Origin of the sequence: Pseudomonas sp. NY15354, from assembly GCF_048068075.1 — a bacterium.
In the GTDB taxonomy this organism is placed as follows: Bacteria; Pseudomonadota; Gammaproteobacteria; order Pseudomonadales; family Pseudomonadaceae; genus Aquipseudomonas; species Aquipseudomonas guariconensis_C.
In genome coordinates this window covers 62933-81696 of record NZ_JBLUPV010000008.1, presented here as the reverse complement: position 1 = coordinate 81696, position 18764 = coordinate 62933, and the positions used below count along the sequence as shown (strand labels likewise).

General features: G+C 56.7%; 16 protein-coding genes. 7 read left to right on the top strand and 9 right to left on the bottom strand.

Annotation, left to right across the window (positions count from 1 at the left end):
• Positions 1 to 348: 348 nt before the first annotated feature.
• The 3 genes from ACNFCH_RS10695 to ACNFCH_RS10685 all read right to left on the bottom strand — a co-directional run bounded on the left by ACNFCH_RS10695 (position 349) and on the right by ACNFCH_RS10685 (position 3490).
• Complete coding sequence (locus ACNFCH_RS10695) at positions 349 to 810, bottom strand: hypothetical protein (RefSeq protein ID WP_337160414.1); 462 nt, start codon at positions 808 to 810, stop codon at positions 349 to 351.
• Positions 811 to 2126: 1316 nt separating this feature from the next.
• Complete coding sequence (locus tag ACNFCH_RS10690) at positions 2127 to 2585, bottom strand: hypothetical protein (RefSeq protein WP_196163483.1); 459 nt, start codon at positions 2583 to 2585, stop codon at positions 2127 to 2129.
• Positions 2582 to 3490 (bottom strand): NAD synthetase, encoded by a 909-nt coding sequence (locus tag ACNFCH_RS10685; protein ID WP_416742749.1) that lies wholly within the window; start codon positions 3488 to 3490, stop codon positions 2582 to 2584. Before ACNFCH_RS10685 ends, ACNFCH_RS10690 begins: the two co-directional genes overlap by 4 nt.
• A gap of 325 nt (positions 3491 to 3815) precedes the next feature.
• Here ACNFCH_RS10685 and ACNFCH_RS10680 point away from each other — a divergent pair, with 325 nt between their 5' ends.
• From ACNFCH_RS10680 to ACNFCH_RS10670, 3 genes are all read left to right on the top strand, one after another.
• Positions 3816 to 4583: a hypothetical protein gene (locus tag ACNFCH_RS10680; protein WP_416742748.1), complete on the top strand. Its 768-nt coding sequence runs from the start codon at positions 3816 to 3818 to the stop codon at positions 4581 to 4583.
• A gap of 134 nt (positions 4584 to 4717) precedes the next feature.
• Complete coding sequence (locus tag ACNFCH_RS10675) at positions 4718 to 5611, top strand: hypothetical protein (RefSeq protein WP_416742747.1); 894 nt, start codon at positions 4718 to 4720, stop codon at positions 5609 to 5611.
• 40 nt (positions 5612 to 5651) lie between these two features.
• Complete coding sequence (locus ACNFCH_RS10670) at positions 5652 to 6122, top strand: hypothetical protein (protein WP_043213602.1); 471 nt, start codon at positions 5652 to 5654, stop codon at positions 6120 to 6122.
• A gap of 74 nt (positions 6123 to 6196) precedes the next feature.
• On the opposite strand, the gene glsB is transcribed toward ACNFCH_RS10670, so the two are convergent.
• Positions 6197 to 7105 carry a glutaminase B gene (gene glsB / locus ACNFCH_RS10665; protein ID WP_070094453.1) on the bottom strand — a complete coding sequence of 303 codons (909 nt, stop codon included), beginning with the start codon at positions 7103 to 7105 and terminating at the stop codon, positions 6197 to 6199.
• Between the two features lie 230 nt (positions 7106 to 7335).
• Between glsB and ACNFCH_RS10660 the strand changes: the two genes are divergently transcribed.
• Positions 7336 to 8373 (top strand): diguanylate cyclase, encoded by a 1038-nt coding sequence (locus ACNFCH_RS10660; RefSeq protein ID WP_416742789.1) that lies wholly within the window; start codon positions 7336 to 7338, stop codon positions 8371 to 8373.
• Positions 8374 to 8654: 281 nt separating this feature from the next.
• The gene (locus ACNFCH_RS10655) at positions 8655 to 9560 is read left to right on the top strand and encodes an HNH endonuclease (protein WP_416742788.1); all 906 of its coding nucleotides are present in this window, start codon (positions 8655 to 8657) and stop codon (positions 9558 to 9560) included.
• 300 nt (positions 9561 to 9860) lie between these two features.
• Here the strand turns inward: ACNFCH_RS10655 and ACNFCH_RS10650 are convergent, their stop codons facing one another.
• Entirely contained in the window at positions 9861 to 10094 is a 234-nt protein-coding gene (locus ACNFCH_RS10650; RefSeq protein WP_416742746.1) for a hypothetical protein, read from the bottom strand.
• A 554-nt stretch (positions 10095 to 10648) separates the two neighbouring features.
• Between ACNFCH_RS10650 and ACNFCH_RS10645 the strand changes: the two genes are divergently transcribed.
• Positions 10649 to 11905 carry an integrase domain-containing protein gene (locus ACNFCH_RS10645; RefSeq protein WP_416742787.1) on the top strand — a complete coding sequence of 419 codons (1257 nt, stop codon included), beginning with the start codon at positions 10649 to 10651 and terminating at the stop codon, positions 11903 to 11905.
• Positions 11906 to 12501: 596 nt separating this feature from the next.
• Here the strand turns inward: ACNFCH_RS10645 and ACNFCH_RS10640 are convergent.
• From ACNFCH_RS10640 to ACNFCH_RS10625, 4 genes are read right to left on the bottom strand one after another with little or no spacing between them, the layout of a single operon-like run.
• Positions 12502 to 13152: an OmpA/MotB family protein gene (locus ACNFCH_RS10640; RefSeq protein WP_187738625.1), complete on the bottom strand. Its 651-nt coding sequence runs from the start codon at positions 13150 to 13152 to the stop codon at positions 12502 to 12504.
• Positions 13149 to 15593: a hypothetical protein gene (locus ACNFCH_RS10635; RefSeq protein ID WP_416742745.1), complete on the bottom strand. Its 2445-nt coding sequence runs from the start codon at positions 15591 to 15593 to the stop codon at positions 13149 to 13151. The genes ACNFCH_RS10640 and ACNFCH_RS10635 overlap by 4 nt, the downstream gene beginning before the upstream one ends.
• A complete protein-coding gene (locus tag ACNFCH_RS10630) occupies positions 15590 to 16900 on the bottom strand; it encodes a hypothetical protein (RefSeq protein WP_416742744.1) in 1311 nt (436 codons plus the stop codon). The genes ACNFCH_RS10635 and ACNFCH_RS10630 overlap by 4 nt, the downstream gene beginning before the upstream one ends.
• Positions 16845 to 17792 carry an ATP-binding protein gene (locus ACNFCH_RS10625; protein ID WP_187738622.1) on the bottom strand — a complete coding sequence of 316 codons (948 nt, stop codon included), beginning with the start codon at positions 17790 to 17792 and terminating at the stop codon, positions 16845 to 16847. Before ACNFCH_RS10625 ends, ACNFCH_RS10630 begins: the two co-directional genes overlap by 56 nt.
• A 573-nt stretch (positions 17793 to 18365) precedes the next feature.
• Between ACNFCH_RS10625 and ACNFCH_RS10620 the strand changes: the two genes are divergently transcribed.
• Positions 18366 to 18695, top strand: a complete 330-nt coding sequence (locus ACNFCH_RS10620; RefSeq protein ID WP_143110175.1) for a hypothetical protein — start codon at positions 18366 to 18368, stop codon at positions 18693 to 18695.
• Positions 18696 to 18764: the final 69 nt, after the last annotated feature.

The window sequence follows — 18764 nt, the reverse complement described above, 5'->3', positions numbered from 1 at the left end:
GTCAACGCTTGGCCTTGTTCTGTGGTGCCTTCTTCGCGGGTAAACCCGCTCCCACAGGGATTGCGCAAGTCTTGAGAGCAGTGCAATTCCGGTGGAAACCGACGAAGCCTGGGGGGTATTTGCACGGCTGAGCCGTGTCAAGGAATACCAACCGAAGACGATTCGAGCTTGTCCGGCACCATAGAATCTCCCACAGGGACCTGCAGGTATCGACTTGTGCGAACGACTCAAGCCTGTAGGTTTGCCACCACAAGTACAGCGGTGTTCTTGATAGCGCCGCGGAACCTGTGTGGGTTTACCCGCGAAGGCGTCCTCGAAGACGACGCCGTAATCAGGACGATCAACACGCTAACGCCTGCGCGTGCGCTTCAACTGCCTGATCAGGCGCCGCTGGCGGGTGCGGCGTCTGCGCATGACGCACAGGCGTTTCCAGAGGCCTCGGAAGCGACGGGTGTTCAGCAGCCATAAGGCTGCCAACGGAAAAATGGCGGGAACAAAATTCATTTGAGGATTGGATGAGGCCGTATAAGTTGCGAGGATGCTGATCAGGGCAATCAACAGCAATACCACTAAACTTTTGAGTGCTCGTACATGGGCTCTCAAAACCAAAAGAATCTGAACCAATACAACCAAACTAATGGAGCCAGCCATAGCATCCAAAGTACGTTCCCTCATAGGGCCAGTGAGGAACATTTCCGCGACACTCGTCGCCCCGAGGACACTTGCTGCCACAGAGAGAAGAAAGACGGCGGCAAAAATCGCGAAATAAGGCTTGATCCAGGTTGAAAGTTCTTTTCTTACATACTTCATTACGAGACGACGCCGCTATCAAAAGGATTAAGAATCTAACGTCTGCGCATTCGTTTGAGCTGCCTGAGCAGGCGCCGCTGGCGGGTGCGGCGCCTGCGCATGACGCATAGGCGTTTCCAGAGTCCTCTGAAGCGACGAGTATTAAGCAGCCATAGGGCAATCAATGAGGGAAGCCCAGTCACCAGTGAGAAATCGGTCTTCGGAGAGAACCCCAGAGTCAGAAGTGTGCAGATAAAAAATATCAGAAGTGACATTACCAGCGAACTAAGCGCCCGAGGATGAGCTCGCATTACAAAAAAGTTCTGAACAACTACATACGTACCGCAAACCATTAACGCAAAATGCAAGACACCAACATTCCGCACACCTAGCGTTTCGACTACGCCAAACAACGCAGCAGCGGCGGATGCAAAAGTAAGAAAATAAATTGCCAAAAATATCGGCAGGTAGGGCCTAAACCCAGCAGGTATTTTTTCTGCATGCATCATTCTGGATCAAGTTCCATGACGCTTGCGGCGATCGTTTGAATACCTTCCACAAAAACTCCTCATGTTATTGCACTGACCTATTCGCGGATAAACCCAAACAAGTTCTCCGGTGCGATGAAGAACACCGCTGTCCCTGTGAGCCCGGCGGTTCGGCGCTCCGGTTTACCCGAATACGTCCGCAAAGACGACATCGTTATTAAAAGGATCAAAAGTCTAACGCCTGCGCGTTCGCTTGAGCTGCCTGAGCAGGCGCCGCTGGCGGGTGCGGCGCCTGCGCATGACGCATAGGCGCTTCCAAAGACCCCGGTAGCGTCGGGTGTTCATTAGCCATAACGCTGTCAAAGGCAGAATAGCGAACATGATGACAATCTTAGGATTTGGCGTCGCCTTGTAACCTGCCAGAATGCTCACGAGACACACCAGTAGTATTACCACGAGCGTTTTGACCGCTCGTGGATGGGCTCTGAGCACTAAGAAGGTCTGTATCCAGACAAACAAACTCAACGCGCTCGCTGCAACAAACATTTCTAGCTCTTTTGGAAAGCCGAAAGTAATCCACTGAGCGGCTATAACCACTGAAGCCCCACTGGAAAGTACAGTGAGGACCATGCTAATCAAGAAGATTAAGATATAAGGCCTGATCCAAGCCGGAAGGTTTCCGGATAATATCATTTTGAACCAGACTCGATGAGAGTTATTACAATGGACTGAACCCGAGATCGGTCCACTTCTAAAACCACCTTATTTTTCTGTACTAGTCTATTCGGCGCTCCGGTTTACCCGCAAATACGGCCGCAAAGACGACGTCGTTATCAAAGGATCAAAAATTTAACGCCTGCGCATTCGTTTGAGCTGCCTGATCAGGCGCCGCTGGCAAGTGCGGCGTCTGCGCATGACGCAGAGGCGTTTCCAAAGGCCTCGGAAGCGACGGGTGTTCAGCAGCCATAAGGCAATCAATGAGGGAAGCCAAGCCATAAGAGCGAGCATGGGCTTAATTGACATATTGTAGGTCAAAAAAGCGCATCCAAAAAACACTAGAAGTAAAATGATGAGTATTCTTAGCGCCTGAGGATGAGCTCGCAATACAAAAAAACTTTGAATAGATATGAAGAATGCCAAGCCTATCCCGGCAACATATTCCTCACCTACCGTATCGAGACGAAGCGGAAGTGCCTGAGCAATTCCCGACAATGCAGCAGCACCTGCCATCAATGTAAAAACATAGATAATCGCGAATATCGGAAGATACTGTCTAACCCCCCAAGGCAATGCTTCACCAGGCATCATCTTTGTTCAAACTCCATGAAACTTATGGCGATCACCTGAACACGCGAGCTTCCGACCACAGTTAGTAAACTCGTAAAAAATTCTTGTATGAGCACAGAGGTGGCTCGATTCACCTCTGCCGGCACCAAGCGCTTCTTCACTTCACCCGCACGCTGAGCGAGTTTAAACTGTTTTTTTGTGAGACTCGGATGCTTGAGCCGCATCAACTCATAAGTAAGTGCTTTACGTTGCTGTCGACTCAATGGCTGCAAAAGCCGCAACCAACTAAGTCCGGTTTTAGCTTTACGGATTTGCAGCAATCTAATTGTATTGACAGACCATCCCGTCACACCCAGCAGCGATATTGCATCCAATAACTGGGAAACGATCCTATACCACTCTTGACTATCTAGAGCATCCACTCGATCACGATCGTGGTACTCATGGTAACTCCGGATACCACCTATGAGGCACTGTCCGGCAGCCGCCACCGTTCCAGCTGCGCCCAGATAGAAGAGCGGCAACGCGAGGCCGGCTGAAACTGCCGAGAAACCGCCACCCCCTATCATGATAACTCCACTCAGAATAGCGCCAGCACACGCCAAGCCTGCGTTTGCCACCTCCGCAAACAGCCGGGACTCTCGCGAACCTCGCTGAACCTGCTCCACATACTGCTGCGGCGTAACATGCCGCCTCAGCTCCTGAATCACCACCCGCTTCGGTACCACACTGCACATCGCCTGAAACCTACGCAGGTTGACGATGTTGTACTGCGCATCGATATAAACCACCCCCGCCCCGACCAGCGCCGGGTCTGCATCGATCACCGCGAACAGCCGAGGCAGATCTATCAGTTGCTCAACGCGCATCCGCGCGAGGTAGGTCGAGGGGCGTGCTCCGAGTTCGTCCAAGCGTGTAAGTCTCATCAAGCATCCTGTCTGAAGAACCGACATGGCGCAAAACCAGCCGCCACGTGCAAAACCCGCAGCGTACGGAGCCCCTGATGGCCTGTATGTCGGTGCCTTCCGAAGAACCTCGTCATCTCCCTGCCCGCCCCTTCGAGGCTTTTTCGCCGGCCCCGAAAAGCCGCCTCAGCAACGGCGCGCACAAGGGTTGACCATCAACACTGGAGCACCGCATGCTCGGTCACACCCGTCTGTGCTCAAGGACCGATTGCATGAAGCCGGAAGACCGTGCCATCCCCACGCCCTCTGGCTCCCCGGCACAATCGACGCGGACGAGCCGGCGGCCATGACCCTCTTCTACCTCAAGCTCATCGTCACCCCATTGCTAATGTGGGCCGTCTCCCTCGCCTCCCGACGCTGGGGCGGCCTGCTGGGTGGGTTGCTGTCCGGCTTGCCCATTACCTCCGCGCTGGTAATGACCTTCCTGTGCCTGGAACAAGGCACCGCCTTCAGCCTGCGCGCAGTGCCCGGTGCCCTGGGCGGCCTGGCGGCGGTGCAGGCCACCTACGTCTGCTACCTCTACGCGACCCGGCGCATTGGCATCGGTTGGGCCGCCCTGCTGGCGTTGGTGCTCTATGCCGTGACCGCCTACACCTTCACCCACGGCGGCAGCCTGTACCTGTCGATTGCCGTCACCCTGGCGCTTATCACCTGGCTGATCCGCGCCACCGACCGTGAACCCAAGCCCGACCTGCTGGCCAAGCCCCGTCATCGCTACTGGGAAATCCCCCTGCGCATGGTGGCCGCCACCACCTTGCTGATGGTCACCACCGGCTTTGCCAGCTGGCTGGGCCCGGCGGCGAGCGGGATGCTGGCGCCGATTCCGGTGATCGCCTGGCCGTTGGTGGTGTTTGCTCATGTGCAGGGTGGGCGCGCGGGGATGGCGGCGATGGTGCGGGGCAATGCCATTGGCGCGGTGGGGGTGATCGCGTTTTATCTGGTGGTGGCGGGGCTACTGGAGACGTTGGGGATTGCGGCGACGTTTACCTTGGCCGTGGTGCTGGCGGTGGTGTTGACCGTGGCGTTGGCGGCGGGGTTGCGGCGCGGCCGTTGATGCCGCCATGGCCAACGTTCTACAGCGCACCGAAAAGGCTCAAGTTCTCCGAACGGTGGGCGATCTAGCAGGGGAACCCTTGATTCTTCTCGCAACCTTCGGACAAAAACGTGCAGTCGAGTATCCAACCGCTCTTGAGCAACCTGCAGCAGGAATACTTCTCCAAGCTCGATAACTGGAACGAGCTGATACAAACCCCGTTCTTCGACATGCTCGTCGTCTGGGGCATCGTGACCTTCGTCGCCGCGATCATCCCGCTGAAGTTGAGCACCGCACGTGGCCTGATGCTGGGGTTTACCTTCGCCATCTGCGGGGCGCTGGTCATCACCGCGGATATCGCCGCGGGTAACCTCAGCGCCAAGAAACAACTGATCGAGGTGGAGGCGCAACTCTCAGAGCTCAAAGCGCCGGCCCCCGTGGATGAGAAGCGCACGCCTGCTCAGGCAACTACACCGCCCAAGAATGCCGCCTCATTGAAGAACGAACGCGAGTGGCTGCTCGGCAAGATCGAGTTGGCTGGCCTGCTGACGACGTTCACCGCCATGACACTCGGAGGCCTGGGCGGGGGACTGCTGACGGCCGCGGTGAGCATACCGAGAAACAGGCAGGAGGAAGAACGCCAGGAAAAGCCTCTGCTCGAGCGCATCTTGAATGGATACTTCTACCTGTTCGCCTTTGTATTGACCTCCTCCCTGATCCTCCTGGCTGGCGCATATACCTTCATTGCTCGCCAGCTGGCCTACGCCGGCACTGCACATTCACTCCTGCTCGTCCCTATCGTAGGGTTCCTGTTGAGCATCGTGTTCAGCGGCATTGCCTTCGACAGAACCCGCAGCCACTTGAAAAAAGACAAACCGCAGTTGCTGCTGCAGTCGATCATCGGGCTGTTTGCGCTGTTCTTCTATCTCAATACGGTTGCGCACGTCTGGTACGACATCGGCGCGATTTCCATGGCCTTGCACATCCCCGTGGTCCTGGCCTTGTCCCTTCATGCCCTGCATCGCTATCGCCAACCAGAACGCAGATGACACGCCAACACGCCTGCTCGATCTCTGCCCAGAGAACCCCATGACCGAATTCACCGTTGTCGATATTTCCTGGTCCGATCGGATCAAGATCCACTATGACGCCAACATCCAGGTGCATGGGCTTCCAGAGGCAGACGACTTTCAGCGCACCGGGTTCTACTGCCTCTATGGGCGTCATCCGGTCTATGGACCGGATGTACTTCTGTACATTGGCGAGACGAAAATGTCCGCCACTGGCCGGTCTTTTCGGGCGCGGCTGGGGGAACATCTAAAGGGCCGCTTTTGGTATCACGCCAATCTCTCGGTCTCCCTGGGCACCCTTGAAAAGGGGCAACAGCTCACCGCGCAAGCAATCCGCGCCGTGGAGTCGGTGTTGATTGCAGCGCACAAACCGGCGCTCAATCGCCGCCATATCGACTGCGCGCTGCCGGGTGCGGAGCAGTACCTGATTCGAAACTGGGAATTCCCGGGGGCGCTTCAACATGAGTGTTCAGGGTACTACTGGCGGTAGGCTGCGTGGCGAGGTTTTACAGCACGACACCCCTCAAGCTGTCGTGCTGTAAAGATGTTGCGGCCGAGTGCCGATCAGAACACCGACCAGCCGATCCTTGAGCTGAGTAACTCGAGCGCCGCCATCCCGGCAAGCGAATTGCCCGCAGCGTTCAACTCCGGCGACCACACGCAGACCGTGAACTGCCCCGGCACGATCGCAACGATCCCGCCGCCTACGCCACTCTTGCCGGGCAAGCCCACGCGGTAGGCGAAGTTTCCGGCTTCGTCATACAGCCCGCTGGTGGCCATGATCGAGTTCACCTGCTGGGTCTGGCGCTGGGTCAGAATCTGGTTGCCGCTGTGCTTGCAGAACCCATCGTTGGCCAGGAAACAGAACGCCTTGGCCAAGTCCAGGCAGTTCATTTGCAGCGCGCAGTAGCTGAAATAACTGCGCAGCACCGTCTCGACCTCGTTATGGAAGTTGCCGAATGACTGCATCAGATAAGCCATGGCCGCGTTGCGCGCGCGGAACTGATACTCCGAGTCAGCGACCCGGGTATCGATCGCAATGTGCGGATTGCCCGACAACCGTCGCACGAAATCGCGCATCGACAACGTGGGCGCTGCGAAGCGCGACTGGTTGATATCGCAGATCACCAGTGCCCCGGCATTGATGAACGGGTTACGCGGACGCCCGCGCTCGAACTCCAGCTGCACCAGGGAATTGAACGGCTGGCCCGAAGGCTCATGACCCAGCCGCTCCCAAATCGCCTCACCCGAGTGCTCGATCGCCTGGACCAGGCTGAACACCTTGGAAATACTTTGCACCGAGAACGGCACCCGCGCGTCGCCTGCGCAGTAATAGCTGCCATCGTTGCCATAGACCGCGATGCCCAACTGGTTCGCGGGCACATCGGCCAGCGCAGGAATGTAATCAGCCACTTTGCCCTTGCCGATCAAGGGACGCACTTCGTCGAGAATTTCGTTCAACAGCGTTTGCATGGAAGGCCCAGTCATCAGTCCCCCAGACGACAGCGAGGGGTGGCATTCTTGACGACAATCGAGTGGGAGAAATCACATGTTCGCGAAGAAATGGATGACGGGGCGTTCAGGCGTGTCCGTACTGTCGTAGTCTTGATGCCCATAACCTATGCTGTGCTCGGTTTGACGATGAACAGAAACTGCACCTTGCCAACTCCGGAAACCGTGAACCAAGGAATGGGAGATTGAACATGCCAGCTTGCCCTTTGCCCGTTGACGAAGCGCTTCGCCAGCGCGCCCTCGATGACATGAACCTGGTCGATACCCCAGCCGAGCACTACCTCGATACCTTGGTACGGCTCACCCAGGATCTGGCCCAGGTGGACACGGTGCTTATCAGCCTCATCGACCAGGACAGGCAGTGGTTCAAAGCCCGAATCGGGCTTGAGGTAAGCGAGACGACACGGAGTATTTCCTTCTGCGGCTACGCCATTCTCGGTGACGATACCTTGATGGTCCCCGATGCCAGGTACGATGAGCGCTTCGTTGATAATCCGCTGGTGCTCAACGCGCCCCATATCCGCTTTTATGCCGGCCACCCGCTACGCGCTGGCAACGGCAAGGCCATCGGCACCCTGTGCATGTTCGACCCCCGCCCCCGCGTGCTCAGCGACGCCCAAAAAGCGAACTTCAAGGACCTGGCCACCCTCGCAGAAGGCTATTTGCAACTGCGTGCCTTGGCCCAGGCCAACCGCGACCTACGCCTTGAAATGGATCGAGAGCATCGTAAAGCGCTGCTCGACCCTTTGACCCAACTGTGGAACCGCGGTGCGTTGACCGCGTTTGAAGACCACCACCGGCGGATGGCCGCTGCCAGTGGCTTACGACTGGCAGCCATTTACGCAGACCTCGATCATTTCAAATCCATCAACGACACGTACGGCCATGCAAGCGGAGACAAAGTGCTCTGTGAATGCGCCCGCCGCCTGCGAGCCGCCCTTCGCCCCGACGACCTGCTCGTGCGCCACGGCGGAGAAGAATTCGTCGCTATTTTGCAGGTCAATGACAGCGAAGAACTGAAGCGGATTGCCGAGCGCGTTCGTGAACAGATCGGTAGCAACCCGATGCAACTGCCCAGCGCTGAGTTGAAGGTTAGCCTGAGCATCGGCTGCACCCTCTTCGCCCCGGGTGAAAAAATCGATGACGCACTGGAGCGCGCCGACAAAGGGCTCTATGCCGCCAAGCAGAATGGGCGTGACCAGGTTGTGTATGTCAGGCCGCCTGCGTGAGGGCGGCAGCCTGACATTCAACGCCAAAGGTAAACGCTTTACGTTCGGGAGCGGGCTTGTGTCAGTGATGGGCTGCTCGGTGCTTGATTTGCGCCACGGGCACAAAAAAGCGCTTCTGACAGCCACCAGAGGCGCCTATCAATCCCCACCCCTGCCCTCTGTAACTAGAGAATTCTCCTACATGCTTCCTGATTAATTCTGAAGGAAGTAAGGTATCGGGCATCCCTGGCAGCGGCGAAATGTAGGCCCCTGCCCTCGCTTGCAAGGATGCCCTCGTGACGATGCCCTCCACTCTTCCACCTAACGGAATCTCACCCAGCGTATTCACATCGCAGCAGTTGGAACCAGGCAGCGTTTACAGCCGAGCGGACCTCAAGGCACGCTTCGACATTCACGACGCCACACTCAACACCGGGATCTTCCGCCCAAAGGGGTATGACTCTGTTTGGCTGTTCATCACCGAGCACAAGACCTCCGACAGAACCCAATACGAAGACGCCTTGGAAGGCGACATCCTTCGCATGCAAGGACAAACCAGGGGGCGAACCGATGCCCTCATTCTGGAGCACCGCGAACGAGGCCTGGAGCTGCTGGTTTTCTATCGCAAGGCGAAGTACGAATATCCTGGCGCGGGTTTTCGTTACGAAGGTGTTTTCACGTGTGAAGACCATGAAGGCAGCGGCCCGACATCGTTCGTATTGAGGCGCGTATCGGACGCAGTTGGAGAAAATCTTCCGGTAACGATCGAGCAAGCACTAGACACCCAAGGCGCCTTCAATCCCGATGACCTGAGCGACGCGCGCACGCGCACCCTGGCGTCGATCGTTCGGCGACGCGGCCAACCTCAATTCCGAAAGCAATTGCTCAAGGCCTACAAAGGCCGCTGCGCCATGACAGGCTGCACGTTGCAGCAGGTGTTGGAGGCAGCCCATATCCACCCCTACCTCGGCGATGAAACCAACGTGGTTGCCAATGGGCTGTTGCTGAGGGCTGACGTGCATACCCTGTTCGACTTAGGGCTGTTGTGGGTCAACCCAAGCGATATGCGCATTGGCATTGCCGACGCGTTGAAGCAGAGCGAATACGTTTCGCTGGAAGGCCAACCCTTGTACCTGCCAGAAAACGAACCAGACCGCCCTAGCCTCCCAGCGCTGGCGTTTCGCTTCAACACGATTGCTGCCCGCTGATCACACGCCTCCATGTAGGAGCGACCTTGCGCCGCGATGGGCCGCAAAAGCGGCCCCAGTCTTTCACCCGCCCACCGCGAAAAAAAGCGCCCCCGGCATTAACCAGAGGCGCTTATCAATCCAAGTGCTCGCCGCTCAACATCAACAGAGCAACCAAACCGACCTGCGCAACCCTACGCAGATCTCTGCCCGTAGCCTGGTCTACCGCCATCGATGAAGAACGACGAACACTGCGAGGCTAGACCATCTGGACAGGCTTACGAGGGAACTCGCACCATTTCGGAAACAGACTACAGGTGATCAGTGCTGCGCCTGCACACGACTCAGCGCCATCTCCGCCAAGGCGTGGGCTCGCTCGATTTCGTGCATGGCTGCCAAGGCCAGGACCTGACCGGGCGGCTTGGCGTGAAGCTGGACGCTGTGTTGGGAAACGGTCAGGGCGCAGACCAGGTATTCGGAGATCTGGATGAGGATCTCTTCGAGGGTGGTGAGGGATTCGGATGGTATGGGTGGGTCGGGGACAGTTTTGAGCATAGTGACATCCTTCATCAAGTGAAGCTCCCAACTACCGCTGTCAAACAGAAGGTGGCAGCTATACGCGGGTTGACAGACCGAGGATGAAGGAGCTCGGCGCACACGAGGTGCCCCACGTACAGCCGCCATAAGCGAGCACGTGCAGTCTTCATCAGCAACGGTCTGTCAAAACCGATCGTTGGATTTGCAACGACCTGGCGAGACTAGAGCGCTGATGGAGCCACGGCAACGGCCTGAAAGGCTGCAGGAGTATGTTTGGGAAATGGACTACATGGAAGTAGGCAAGTCTGATTCAAACCGTGTTCGATCTAATTAGCTCAACACGAAGTAGCATTGCCAGATGCGGGTTCAACTCCCCCCGGCTCCACCAAATTTACATCTAAAGACGTCCACGGACGTCTTTTTTTGTGCCTGAAAGCCAGAAAATACGCGGCTTTCAACGCCATCGGCGTCCACGGACGTCCATGAGCAGCTATACCTTTTGGCATTCCAAATGGCATTCCAAGCCCGTAGGTGCTAATTTTTGGAATGCCAAAATCAAGTATGGAATGCCAATGTGCGCACAAGCTACCCGCCTCTCTGAACTCAAAGTCAAATCTGCAAAGCCTGCTGAAAAGGACTACGTCCTATTTGATGGCGGCGGACTTCAAATGAGAGTGAGAAGCAATGGCTCTAAGCTATGGAACTTCAACTACCGGCACCCAGTGACGAAGAAGCGGATCAACATGGGACTGGGAACCTTCCCCGAAGTCTCGTTAGCGCAAGCACGCAAGGGCTCCGTTGAAGCGAGGGAAACACTTGCCCACGGTATCGACCCTAAAGAGAAACGGGATGCTGTGCTGCAAGCTAAACAAGCTGCGACTGAGCACACATTCCAGAATGTGGCGACGTCCTGGTATGAACTGAAGAAGGATGCTGTGACGCCGGCCTACGCTGAGGACATCTGGCGCTCGCTAGCATTGCACATATTCCCAGACTTGGGCTCCACACCGATCTCAGCCATCAGCGCACCGCAAGTCATCAGCCTGCTCCGGCCACTCGAAACCAAGGGCAGCCTTGAAACCGTGAAGCGGCTGACGCAGCGGCTCAACGAGATCATGACCTACGGGGTCAACTCGGGACTAATTCACGCGAACCCGCTCAGCGGTATCCGCTCCGTCTTCAAGAAACCGAAAAAGAAAAACATGGCAGCACTACCCCCCGATGAGCTGAAAGAGCTCATGGTGGCAATCGCCAATGCCAGCATAAAAAGAACAACCCGCTGCCTGATCGAATGGCAGCTCCACACCATGACCCGGCCAGTCGAGGCAGCAACCACCCGCTGGGCAGATATCGACATCGAGAAGAAGATCTGGACGATTCCTGCGGAGCGCATGAAGAAGCGCCGCGCGCACATTGTCCCGCTCACGGAGCAGGCTCTTACACTCCTAGAAGCGATCAAGCCCTACAGTGGACATCGGGAATTTGTGTTCCCCGCAGACCGAAACCCTCGTACCCACTGCAATAGCCAAACCGCCAACATGGCGCTAAAGCGCATGGGTTTCGAAGGGCGCTTGGTAAGCCATGGGATGCGCTCTATGGCGAGCACCATCCTCAACGAGCACGGCTGGGATCCTGAATTGATCGAGGTTGCGCTTGCCCACGTCGATAAAGACGAGGTACGTAGCGCGTACAACCGAGCAGATTACATAGAACGCAGACGCCCTCTGATGGCGTGGTGGAGCGACCACATTCAGGAAGCTGCTACAGGCAACCTGTCGGTGTCAGCTATCAGAGAAAATCAAGATAAAAAAGTCGTCCCGATACGTTGACCCAACTACAGATCCTTGCCAAAAGCGGGCAACGGACGTGACGCTACCTCATAGGGTTGCCGATGCTGAAGGTCTCATCATTGGCGAGATCAAGGCGGTTTTCATGCAGGACGATATTGATGCGTTGCCTGCGTCTCTTGACCTGCCAGTTACCTGGAAACCGGGATACACAGTACAGAACATCGACCCCGTGAATGAGCCGGGCGACGCGTCCTAGACTCCCCTGCAAGTCTGAAAAACTGTCGATAAGGTGCTCCTCTGGAGACACAAACGTAAGAATCCGGCGAACTCACCTTTCGAACGCCAGCATTGAGGGCGATGGTACCCGCGTTTTTTAAGCGGACGCGATCACCCTATCGCTGGGATTCCCATGCGCCAATGAAGTTCTTGTCCGAAACCGTTCAAAGGCCAGATCGTTCAGGAGTGCCGGCAACCTGGCGCAACCGTGTCCAGTGTTGCCATTAGCCACGGTATTGCGCAAGTATTGGGGGCATGCGGAGGACGAGAAGTAAATTGAGTAACGTACCCGAATGGGCAATACCAGCCTCCGATCACGACGCTGGCAAGCATTGCCAACGTCGTGGGCTGTTTTCCAATCAGGTGCGTGGCGCAGGACGGGTAAGAAACTGGACCTCCACCCGACGATTTTTCTCGTCGCCTGGCTCAAGTCCCGGCAAAGGCTGAGAGTCGCCAAAGCCGGCAACAATAACCCGCTTGGCTTGCTGTTCGTCGAGCAGTGCAATCAGCAGTTTGCGAGCCTCGCGAGCCCGGGCTGCCGACAGTGTGAAGTTGTCGTCATACACCGTGCAGAACTTGCTGTAGTCCGTCACCGGACGAGACACTTGGACGTTGTCCGTATGCCCCTCCACAAATACCTGGGCTTGCGCCGAACCATTCACAAACTCGGCTATTTTTGGCCCCAGGCTAGAAAGGGCGTGACGTGCTTCATCAGTTACACATGCACTGCCGCGAGCAAAAACGCGGTCGCGCAAGGTGATTTTCGAGCCAGTCAGATCAAAAGATACCAGCCCAGACTCGCCTTCGTCGTCCATGGTGCTGCGCATCGACTTGAGCATGTCCACCACACGCTGCTGCTCAGTCTGCGCGCCTTGAGCTTTCTCCTGCTCGCGCTTGAGTGCGGCAAACTTGTTCTGCAGCACCGAGAGCACCAGCAGCAGCATGACAACGGCCATCACCCCGGCCATCAAGTCAGAAATAGATACCCATTCATTTGGTTTCTCTTTCATGCTTCCTGCAAGACCTCAACTGGTTTGAGGGCATGGATGTTGTCGTTGATACCAGTGGCCACTTCCAGCAACTGGGCCAACGATTGTTGGACCTTCAGGATCTCGTCTTTTGGCTTCAGCAGTTGGGTGGAGAGCTCATTGATGGAGGCGGGAACCTTCATAATGGCATCGGCGGCGTTGGCATAGCGAGTACTTTGTGTCAGGGTGCTGTGAATGCCCTCAAGTTGCGAGGAAACATCATTCGAGCTGTTACCCAGCGCTTTTACAACCAGTTCCAGGTTTTGTGGAAGCTCCTGAAGGGATGTTGCTATCTTCTCGAAGTTACTGGCCAACTTGCCGATGCGCTGGTTACTGCTGGATACCGATTCCAGCCCACCACTGACGCTATTGCCGATCGCATCCATGTTGTTGCTCATGACCGTGACGTTCTCGCTCAGGGCGCTGCTCATGGCGGAGAACTGCACGCTGGTAGCCTTCTGGACCACCGAGGCATGCTCCATATTCTTGGCAACTTCCTGCATGGCGGAATTGACGTTATCCGACATCCCGTTGATGGAGGTCGATATGTTGTCAGTTGCTGAACGCAGATCACTGGCCATGCCGACCATGCTGTCCTTGAAGCCCTCGCTCATCACCTGGATAGTCCCGCCCAGATCATGCTTCACCGACTCCATGATTTCCGAAAGCTTATGGGTAGCCCCGCCCATCTGCTCAGCCATCGCTTTCAGGTTCTGCGTAAAGTCCTGATTCATGTTCGCTAGAACGCCGTTCAGGTCAGTCTTGACGCTTTGCAGCACCTCGCCCATTTCACGGTTCAAGTCGTCGACCACCGCTGCCAGACCGCCGGCAGCGCTACCCACCTGAGCTGCGGCCTCGCCCATTGTTTCACCGGCTTTTTGCATCGCCTCCTGGTTCTCACGGCTTTTCTCGGTAAAACCGGCAAGCAATTCGTTTGTGCTTCGAGTGGCCGACTCGATAGCAGCGATCGGCTCCACAGCTTGAAGTAACGTGGCACTGTGTGCGGCGGCCTCCTGCGCGAGCTGCTTGTTGCCCGCCACAAGGCTAGCCAAGCCTTGCACCAGGGATTCGGTATGCAGTTCCTGCTGCTCGCTCGCCCGATTGGCGGCAGTCTGATGGCTGTCCTGCAACCCGGCAAAGGCAGCGATCATCGCCTCAAGGTGTGCGTTGTCGCGCTGCTCAGCCTGATGGGCAAGGGTGTGGTAGTCCGTCAGCAGTTCAGCGAAGGCCTGCTTCATGGCTGCGATATGCGCTGCGTTTCGCGCGGTGTGCTGCCCATCAGCGTTCGATGCCAATTGCTGATGCAGCGCCTCGAGGCTGGTGAAACCATGCGCCAAGGCTTTGGTGTTCGATTTCTGCTGTTCATTCGCCAGGTCGGCGGCAGCCTGATGGCTGTCCTGCAACCCGGCAAATGCAACTGTCATGGCCTCAAGGTGCGCGTTGTCGCGCTGTTCAGCCTGGTGGGCAAGAGAGTGACAGTCCGTCAGTAGTTCAGCGAAGGACTCCTTCATCGCTTTGATATGCTCAGCGTTATGCTCGGCATGCCGAGCATCAGCCTCCGATGCCAATTGCTGTTGCAGCGCCTGAAGCTCTGCAAAGCGTTCCTTCAGCGACTCGACCTGAGCTTCATTCAACTTCACCGCCTGGCTGACCAGCACTTTATTGCCGGCCTGCAACGCCCCCAACCCGGTCTCAACGGCCTCAAACTTTTGCCCCCAGACCTTGTGAATCTGCCGCGCCTGCAGGTTCTGTTGCTCCATCGCCACTTTCATCGCGTCTGTCTGCACAGCCAGCGCGTCGACAATCAGTTGCGAAGAGCCCATCAGTGACTGATGCTGCCTTTCTTCACTTTCTAGTTTTTCCCGCTCGCGCATCTCGCGCGCCTGGCCGAGCTCGCCCTTCATCTTGTTGATGCACCACTTCAAGCGACGCTCTTCAAAACCACTCCAGGACTCCCATACCTTCAACAGAATGAATGCGATGATGCCCCAGGTCGAGGTTTTGAACTTGGTGCCAAGGCCCTGCATCATGGCCATAAGGTTCTGCATCGAGTCATCCATCGCGCCGACGGATGAACCACTGCTTTGCAAAATCGAAGACGCTTTGTCCAGCGCCAGCCCCAGCCCCAGAAAAGTACCAAGCAAGCCGACGATCAACAGCAGGCCCGGCATCATGCCGGCCAGTTTCTCGGCGGGTGTTGCCACCGCCTGACTCAACTCGCTGATCGATCCATGCTCGACTTCGAGCCCGGAGGGAGTAGCATCAAAATCCTCGCCCTCCCACTTGCGCTGCCAGGACACGGGATTGGCCCTCAGGCTGACCAGCAGCACTGACAGCACCACCCCCAGAGCAATGACCGTGAAGAACACGATCTGAATAGGTTCCTGAGCAGGCGTCAGGAACTCGACGATATCCTTGATCACACCGTCACCTCGACTTCCTTGAACGCAGCGCCGCGAGCCTTGCAGTCGGCCTTGAAGATGTTCGCGAAGTCAGTGATTAACGCGCGCTCATCGGCGCTCAGCGAAGCCCACGGGCGGCCATGCTGGGCGCAGGCTATCAACAGCATGCCAACCTCGCCACCTTCTTCGGCCAGGTATTCGCGGTCTTCCTCGATCAGGGTGGCCTCGTCCTTTTCCAGTAACTGCAGGAAACCTTCGGAGGCGTATACGTAATTGCGCTTCTCGCGGCCAGCGGTATCCAAAGCCTGCAACGTCGCGGTATCGCGGTCAGTGCTAACCACTAGGTTGCTCAACAGCACTTGTTCTTCGGCGCTCAGCGGCTCGATGTCCTTGGTCAGTTCCAGGCGACGGCGCAGTACCTTGTCCTTGGCCAGCTCCTTGTTGAGCACCGCCCATTGCTGCTCGATTGCTTCCACATCCAGCGCCCAGGCAATGATCATCTCCTCGAACACGAATGGCACCAGCGGCTTGCCGAACAACTTGACGGTCACCACATCCAGGCGCTGCGTTTGTTCCTGACTGAGTTGGGGGTTGTCGGAAATCAGGCCGTTCGCCGCTTCAATGATGAAGAACAGGTCCGGGTCAACGTTCTCAATAGACTTCAGATCTTCCATCATCTGCTGGTAGCCGCCCAATAGCTTTTGCGCGGCGCGAATACGTAGGAAGTGTTCGAAGTTCTGCACCGAGTCTTGGGCCACGGCACGGGAAACCTTGGCTTTTACCAGCAGGTAGTTGTTTACCAGCTCGCTGACTTTAAGCGCGTCCTTCTCTGCCTCGGGCACCAGTTTCATGGCTTCGGCAAAGTGCTTGGCGTTAGCTTCAGCAGTGGCAATCTCGGCTTCATCGAGCATCTTGGCCTTCAGGTCACGGGCCATCTTGATGACCCAGTCCATCGCCTTCTGCAGATTCTCGGCAATGGGGTGTTTGTCCAATTGCTCAATGAAAGCGAGTACACGCTCCAGGCCAATGGCCAAACCCCGGACCCACGGCCACGGCACGGCACCCGCCACCGCCAGCAACCCCGCTCGAGCCTTGCTGATGTATGGTTGCACCGTGCGCCAGACCTTCTGCACATCGCCTACAAAAGTCTCTGCCTCGTCAGCAAGCCAGCCAATCGCCTTGGCAGCGATCTCCTTGCCCTTTTTCACTACTGCCGAAGCAACCGAAACAACCTTGTTGACAATCGAACTGAACCATCCCATTACAAGCTCCTTAGTTGACGCCCAGCAGCTTTCTTGCCGCGTCCAAATTGTTGTTTGCGTTTGCACGTTGCTCTGTAGCCAAGGCAGCGTGAGTAGTTCGCATTTGGCTGATTGCTTCTTCCAGATGCCGCAGTAGCAACACCGGCTGGCCCGGCTCCAGCAGCGGCTTGGGCAGCGCCAGGCGCAGGCAGCTGCGAATCTCGCGTCCAGAGAACCCCTCCGACAGCTCGGTGAGCGTCGACAACAGCGTCTCGCGGTCTTGCGCAATAGGGATGCCCGTCACCAGCATCCGCGACCAGATCGCATGACGCTCAAGCGCACCGGGCAGGGCGAACTGAATATGCTGTGAAATACGGCTGACAAACGCCGAGTCATAGTTCTTGGCAAAGTTGGTGGCGAAGATCACCACGCCTTCGTGCTTCTCCAGCTCGATCAACAAGGTCGAACGCATGGCGTTCACCTCGTTGTCGATACCTTGGGTCACGGAGGAAAGGCGCTTGCCCAGCAACGTGTCGGCCTCATCGAAAAACAGCACAGCCCCCTCTGCGGTGGCCGTCTTGAACACCTGGGCAATGTTCTTCGAGGTGTCGCCCATGAACTTGCTTTCAAGGTCGGCGATGCTCATGAACATCAAAGGCTTGCTCAAGCTACCTGCCAGGGCTTCAGCGGTCAGGGTCTTGCCGGTGCCGGGCGGTCCGAAAAAGTTCAGTACCACGCCCTTGCCGGCCGGGTCGACTGCAGCGAAACCCCAGTCCATGTAGATGGTCTGAAAATAGTTGATCTTGGCCAGCGCCTCGTTCAACTGCTGCCGAATAGAGGGGCCCAGCACCACGTCATCCAATGTATAGCGCGCGGCCACCGCTTGCAGCACGGGCTGCGGCGCGGGGAGAGCTTCAGTCTCGAGGCCTTCCTTCAGATGCGGTCGAATACGGCCGAGCAGGTAATCCTTTGAAGACATGGAAGAGTCTCGTTGTTGTTCATCACAGTGTGCGCAGGGGTCCGTACATGCCTTGCGCACGGAGTTTGTCGAAAGCGTATCGACGGTATTGTGGATTACTTTATAGGTGGAGCAGAGCGAAAGTGGCGTTTTACCATTATGCCGTGCAAGTAGCGGGGATTGGGGCACAGCGCACAAAGCCGTGCTCCTGCTAAGGCTGACCTTTCGGGTTAACCGGATGATTACGCACAAACAAGGAGCGCCTCCTGCCCATCATTTCCATGCTAAGCAACCTATGCTTACCTGCTCAAAACTGATCCGCAGCCCCATTTGCTGTGGTTCACCTGGATCAGTTTTGGCTCAGGAGCTCCAGCGTCCCCCTTCTTCAGAATTTCATTTTCAACACTCGCCCTCCTCAAAGCCTGAGGGACCAATATCCGGTTACATCTACAGCGCTAGATTAATCGAAATTGGATCCAAAAATATTTCAAACCTATATCACCTCAATGAACGCCCCGCAGTATTGACTGCTGCAGGGGGATTTGGCGTGCCAGCTTCTACCTCGGCACGCTCATCACTTGAGAGGATCTGCACATGTATACCCCTTGCCCAAGCTGTAACTCTGGACGCGTCATCACTAAAAATATCGGTAAGCAAGCGGGCGGCTTGATTGGTGCCGCAGGTGGTGCGGCCAGTGGAGCCGCTGGCGCCCTATCGGGTGCTGAAGTCGGTGCGGTGCTTGGTGTTGTCGGTGGGCCGGTAGGAATCGCCATTGGTGGTATTGCTGGGGCTCTTCTCGGTGGACTGTTTGGCGGAGTCGCAGGCGGGATAGCCGGTGCCACGCTGGGTGAGCAGATCGATGACAAGGTGCTTCACAACTACCAGTGCCAGGAGTGCGGTTACAGCTTCAGCGTCAACCACTAAGCCGTCGTTAACACGCGTCGGCGGTTGCTGAATCGACGCTCACTCCAACTCATTCGCAAGGAATCATTC

Excerpts from the sequence above, each read along its gene's own strand:
- glsB (WP_070094453.1), bottom strand. The coding sequence starts at position 7,105 with ATGCAAACGCTGTTGAACGAAATTCTCGACGAAGTGCGTCCCTTGATC.
- ACNFCH_RS10685 (WP_416742749.1), bottom strand. The coding sequence starts at position 3,490 with ATGAGACTTACACGCTTGGACGAACTCGGAGCACGCCCCTCGACCTAC.
- ACNFCH_RS10695 (WP_337160414.1), bottom strand. The coding sequence starts at position 810 with ATGAAGTATGTAAGAAAAGAACTTTCAACCTGGATCAAGCCTTATTTC.
- ACNFCH_RS10650 (WP_416742746.1), bottom strand. The coding sequence starts at position 10,094 with ATGCTCAAAACTGTCCCCGACCCACCCATACCATCCGAATCCCTCACC.
- ACNFCH_RS10690 (WP_196163483.1), bottom strand. The coding sequence starts at position 2,585 with ATGATGCCTGGTGAAGCATTGCCTTGGGGGGTTAGACAGTATCTTCCG.
- ACNFCH_RS10655 (WP_416742788.1), top strand. The coding sequence starts at position 8,655 with ATGCCCTCCACTCTTCCACCTAACGGAATCTCACCCAGCGTATTCACA.
- ACNFCH_RS10670 (WP_043213602.1), top strand. The coding sequence starts at position 5,652 with ATGACCGAATTCACCGTTGTCGATATTTCCTGGTCCGATCGGATCAAG.
- ACNFCH_RS10640 (WP_187738625.1), bottom strand. The coding sequence starts at position 13,152 with ATGAAAGAGAAACCAAATGAATGGGTATCTATTTCTGACTTGATGGCC.
- ACNFCH_RS10645 (WP_416742787.1), top strand. The coding sequence starts at position 10,649 with ATGTGCGCACAAGCTACCCGCCTCTCTGAACTCAAAGTCAAATCTGCA.
- ACNFCH_RS10660 (WP_416742789.1), top strand. The coding sequence starts at position 7,336 with ATGCCAGCTTGCCCTTTGCCCGTTGACGAAGCGCTTCGCCAGCGCGCC.
- ACNFCH_RS10620 (WP_143110175.1), top strand. The coding sequence starts at position 18,366 with ATGTATACCCCTTGCCCAAGCTGTAACTCTGGACGCGTCATCACTAAA.
- ACNFCH_RS10680 (WP_416742748.1), top strand. The coding sequence starts at position 3,816 with ATGACCCTCTTCTACCTCAAGCTCATCGTCACCCCATTGCTAATGTGG.
- ACNFCH_RS10625 (WP_187738622.1), bottom strand. The coding sequence starts at position 17,792 with ATGTCTTCAAAGGATTACCTGCTCGGCCGTATTCGACCGCATCTGAAG.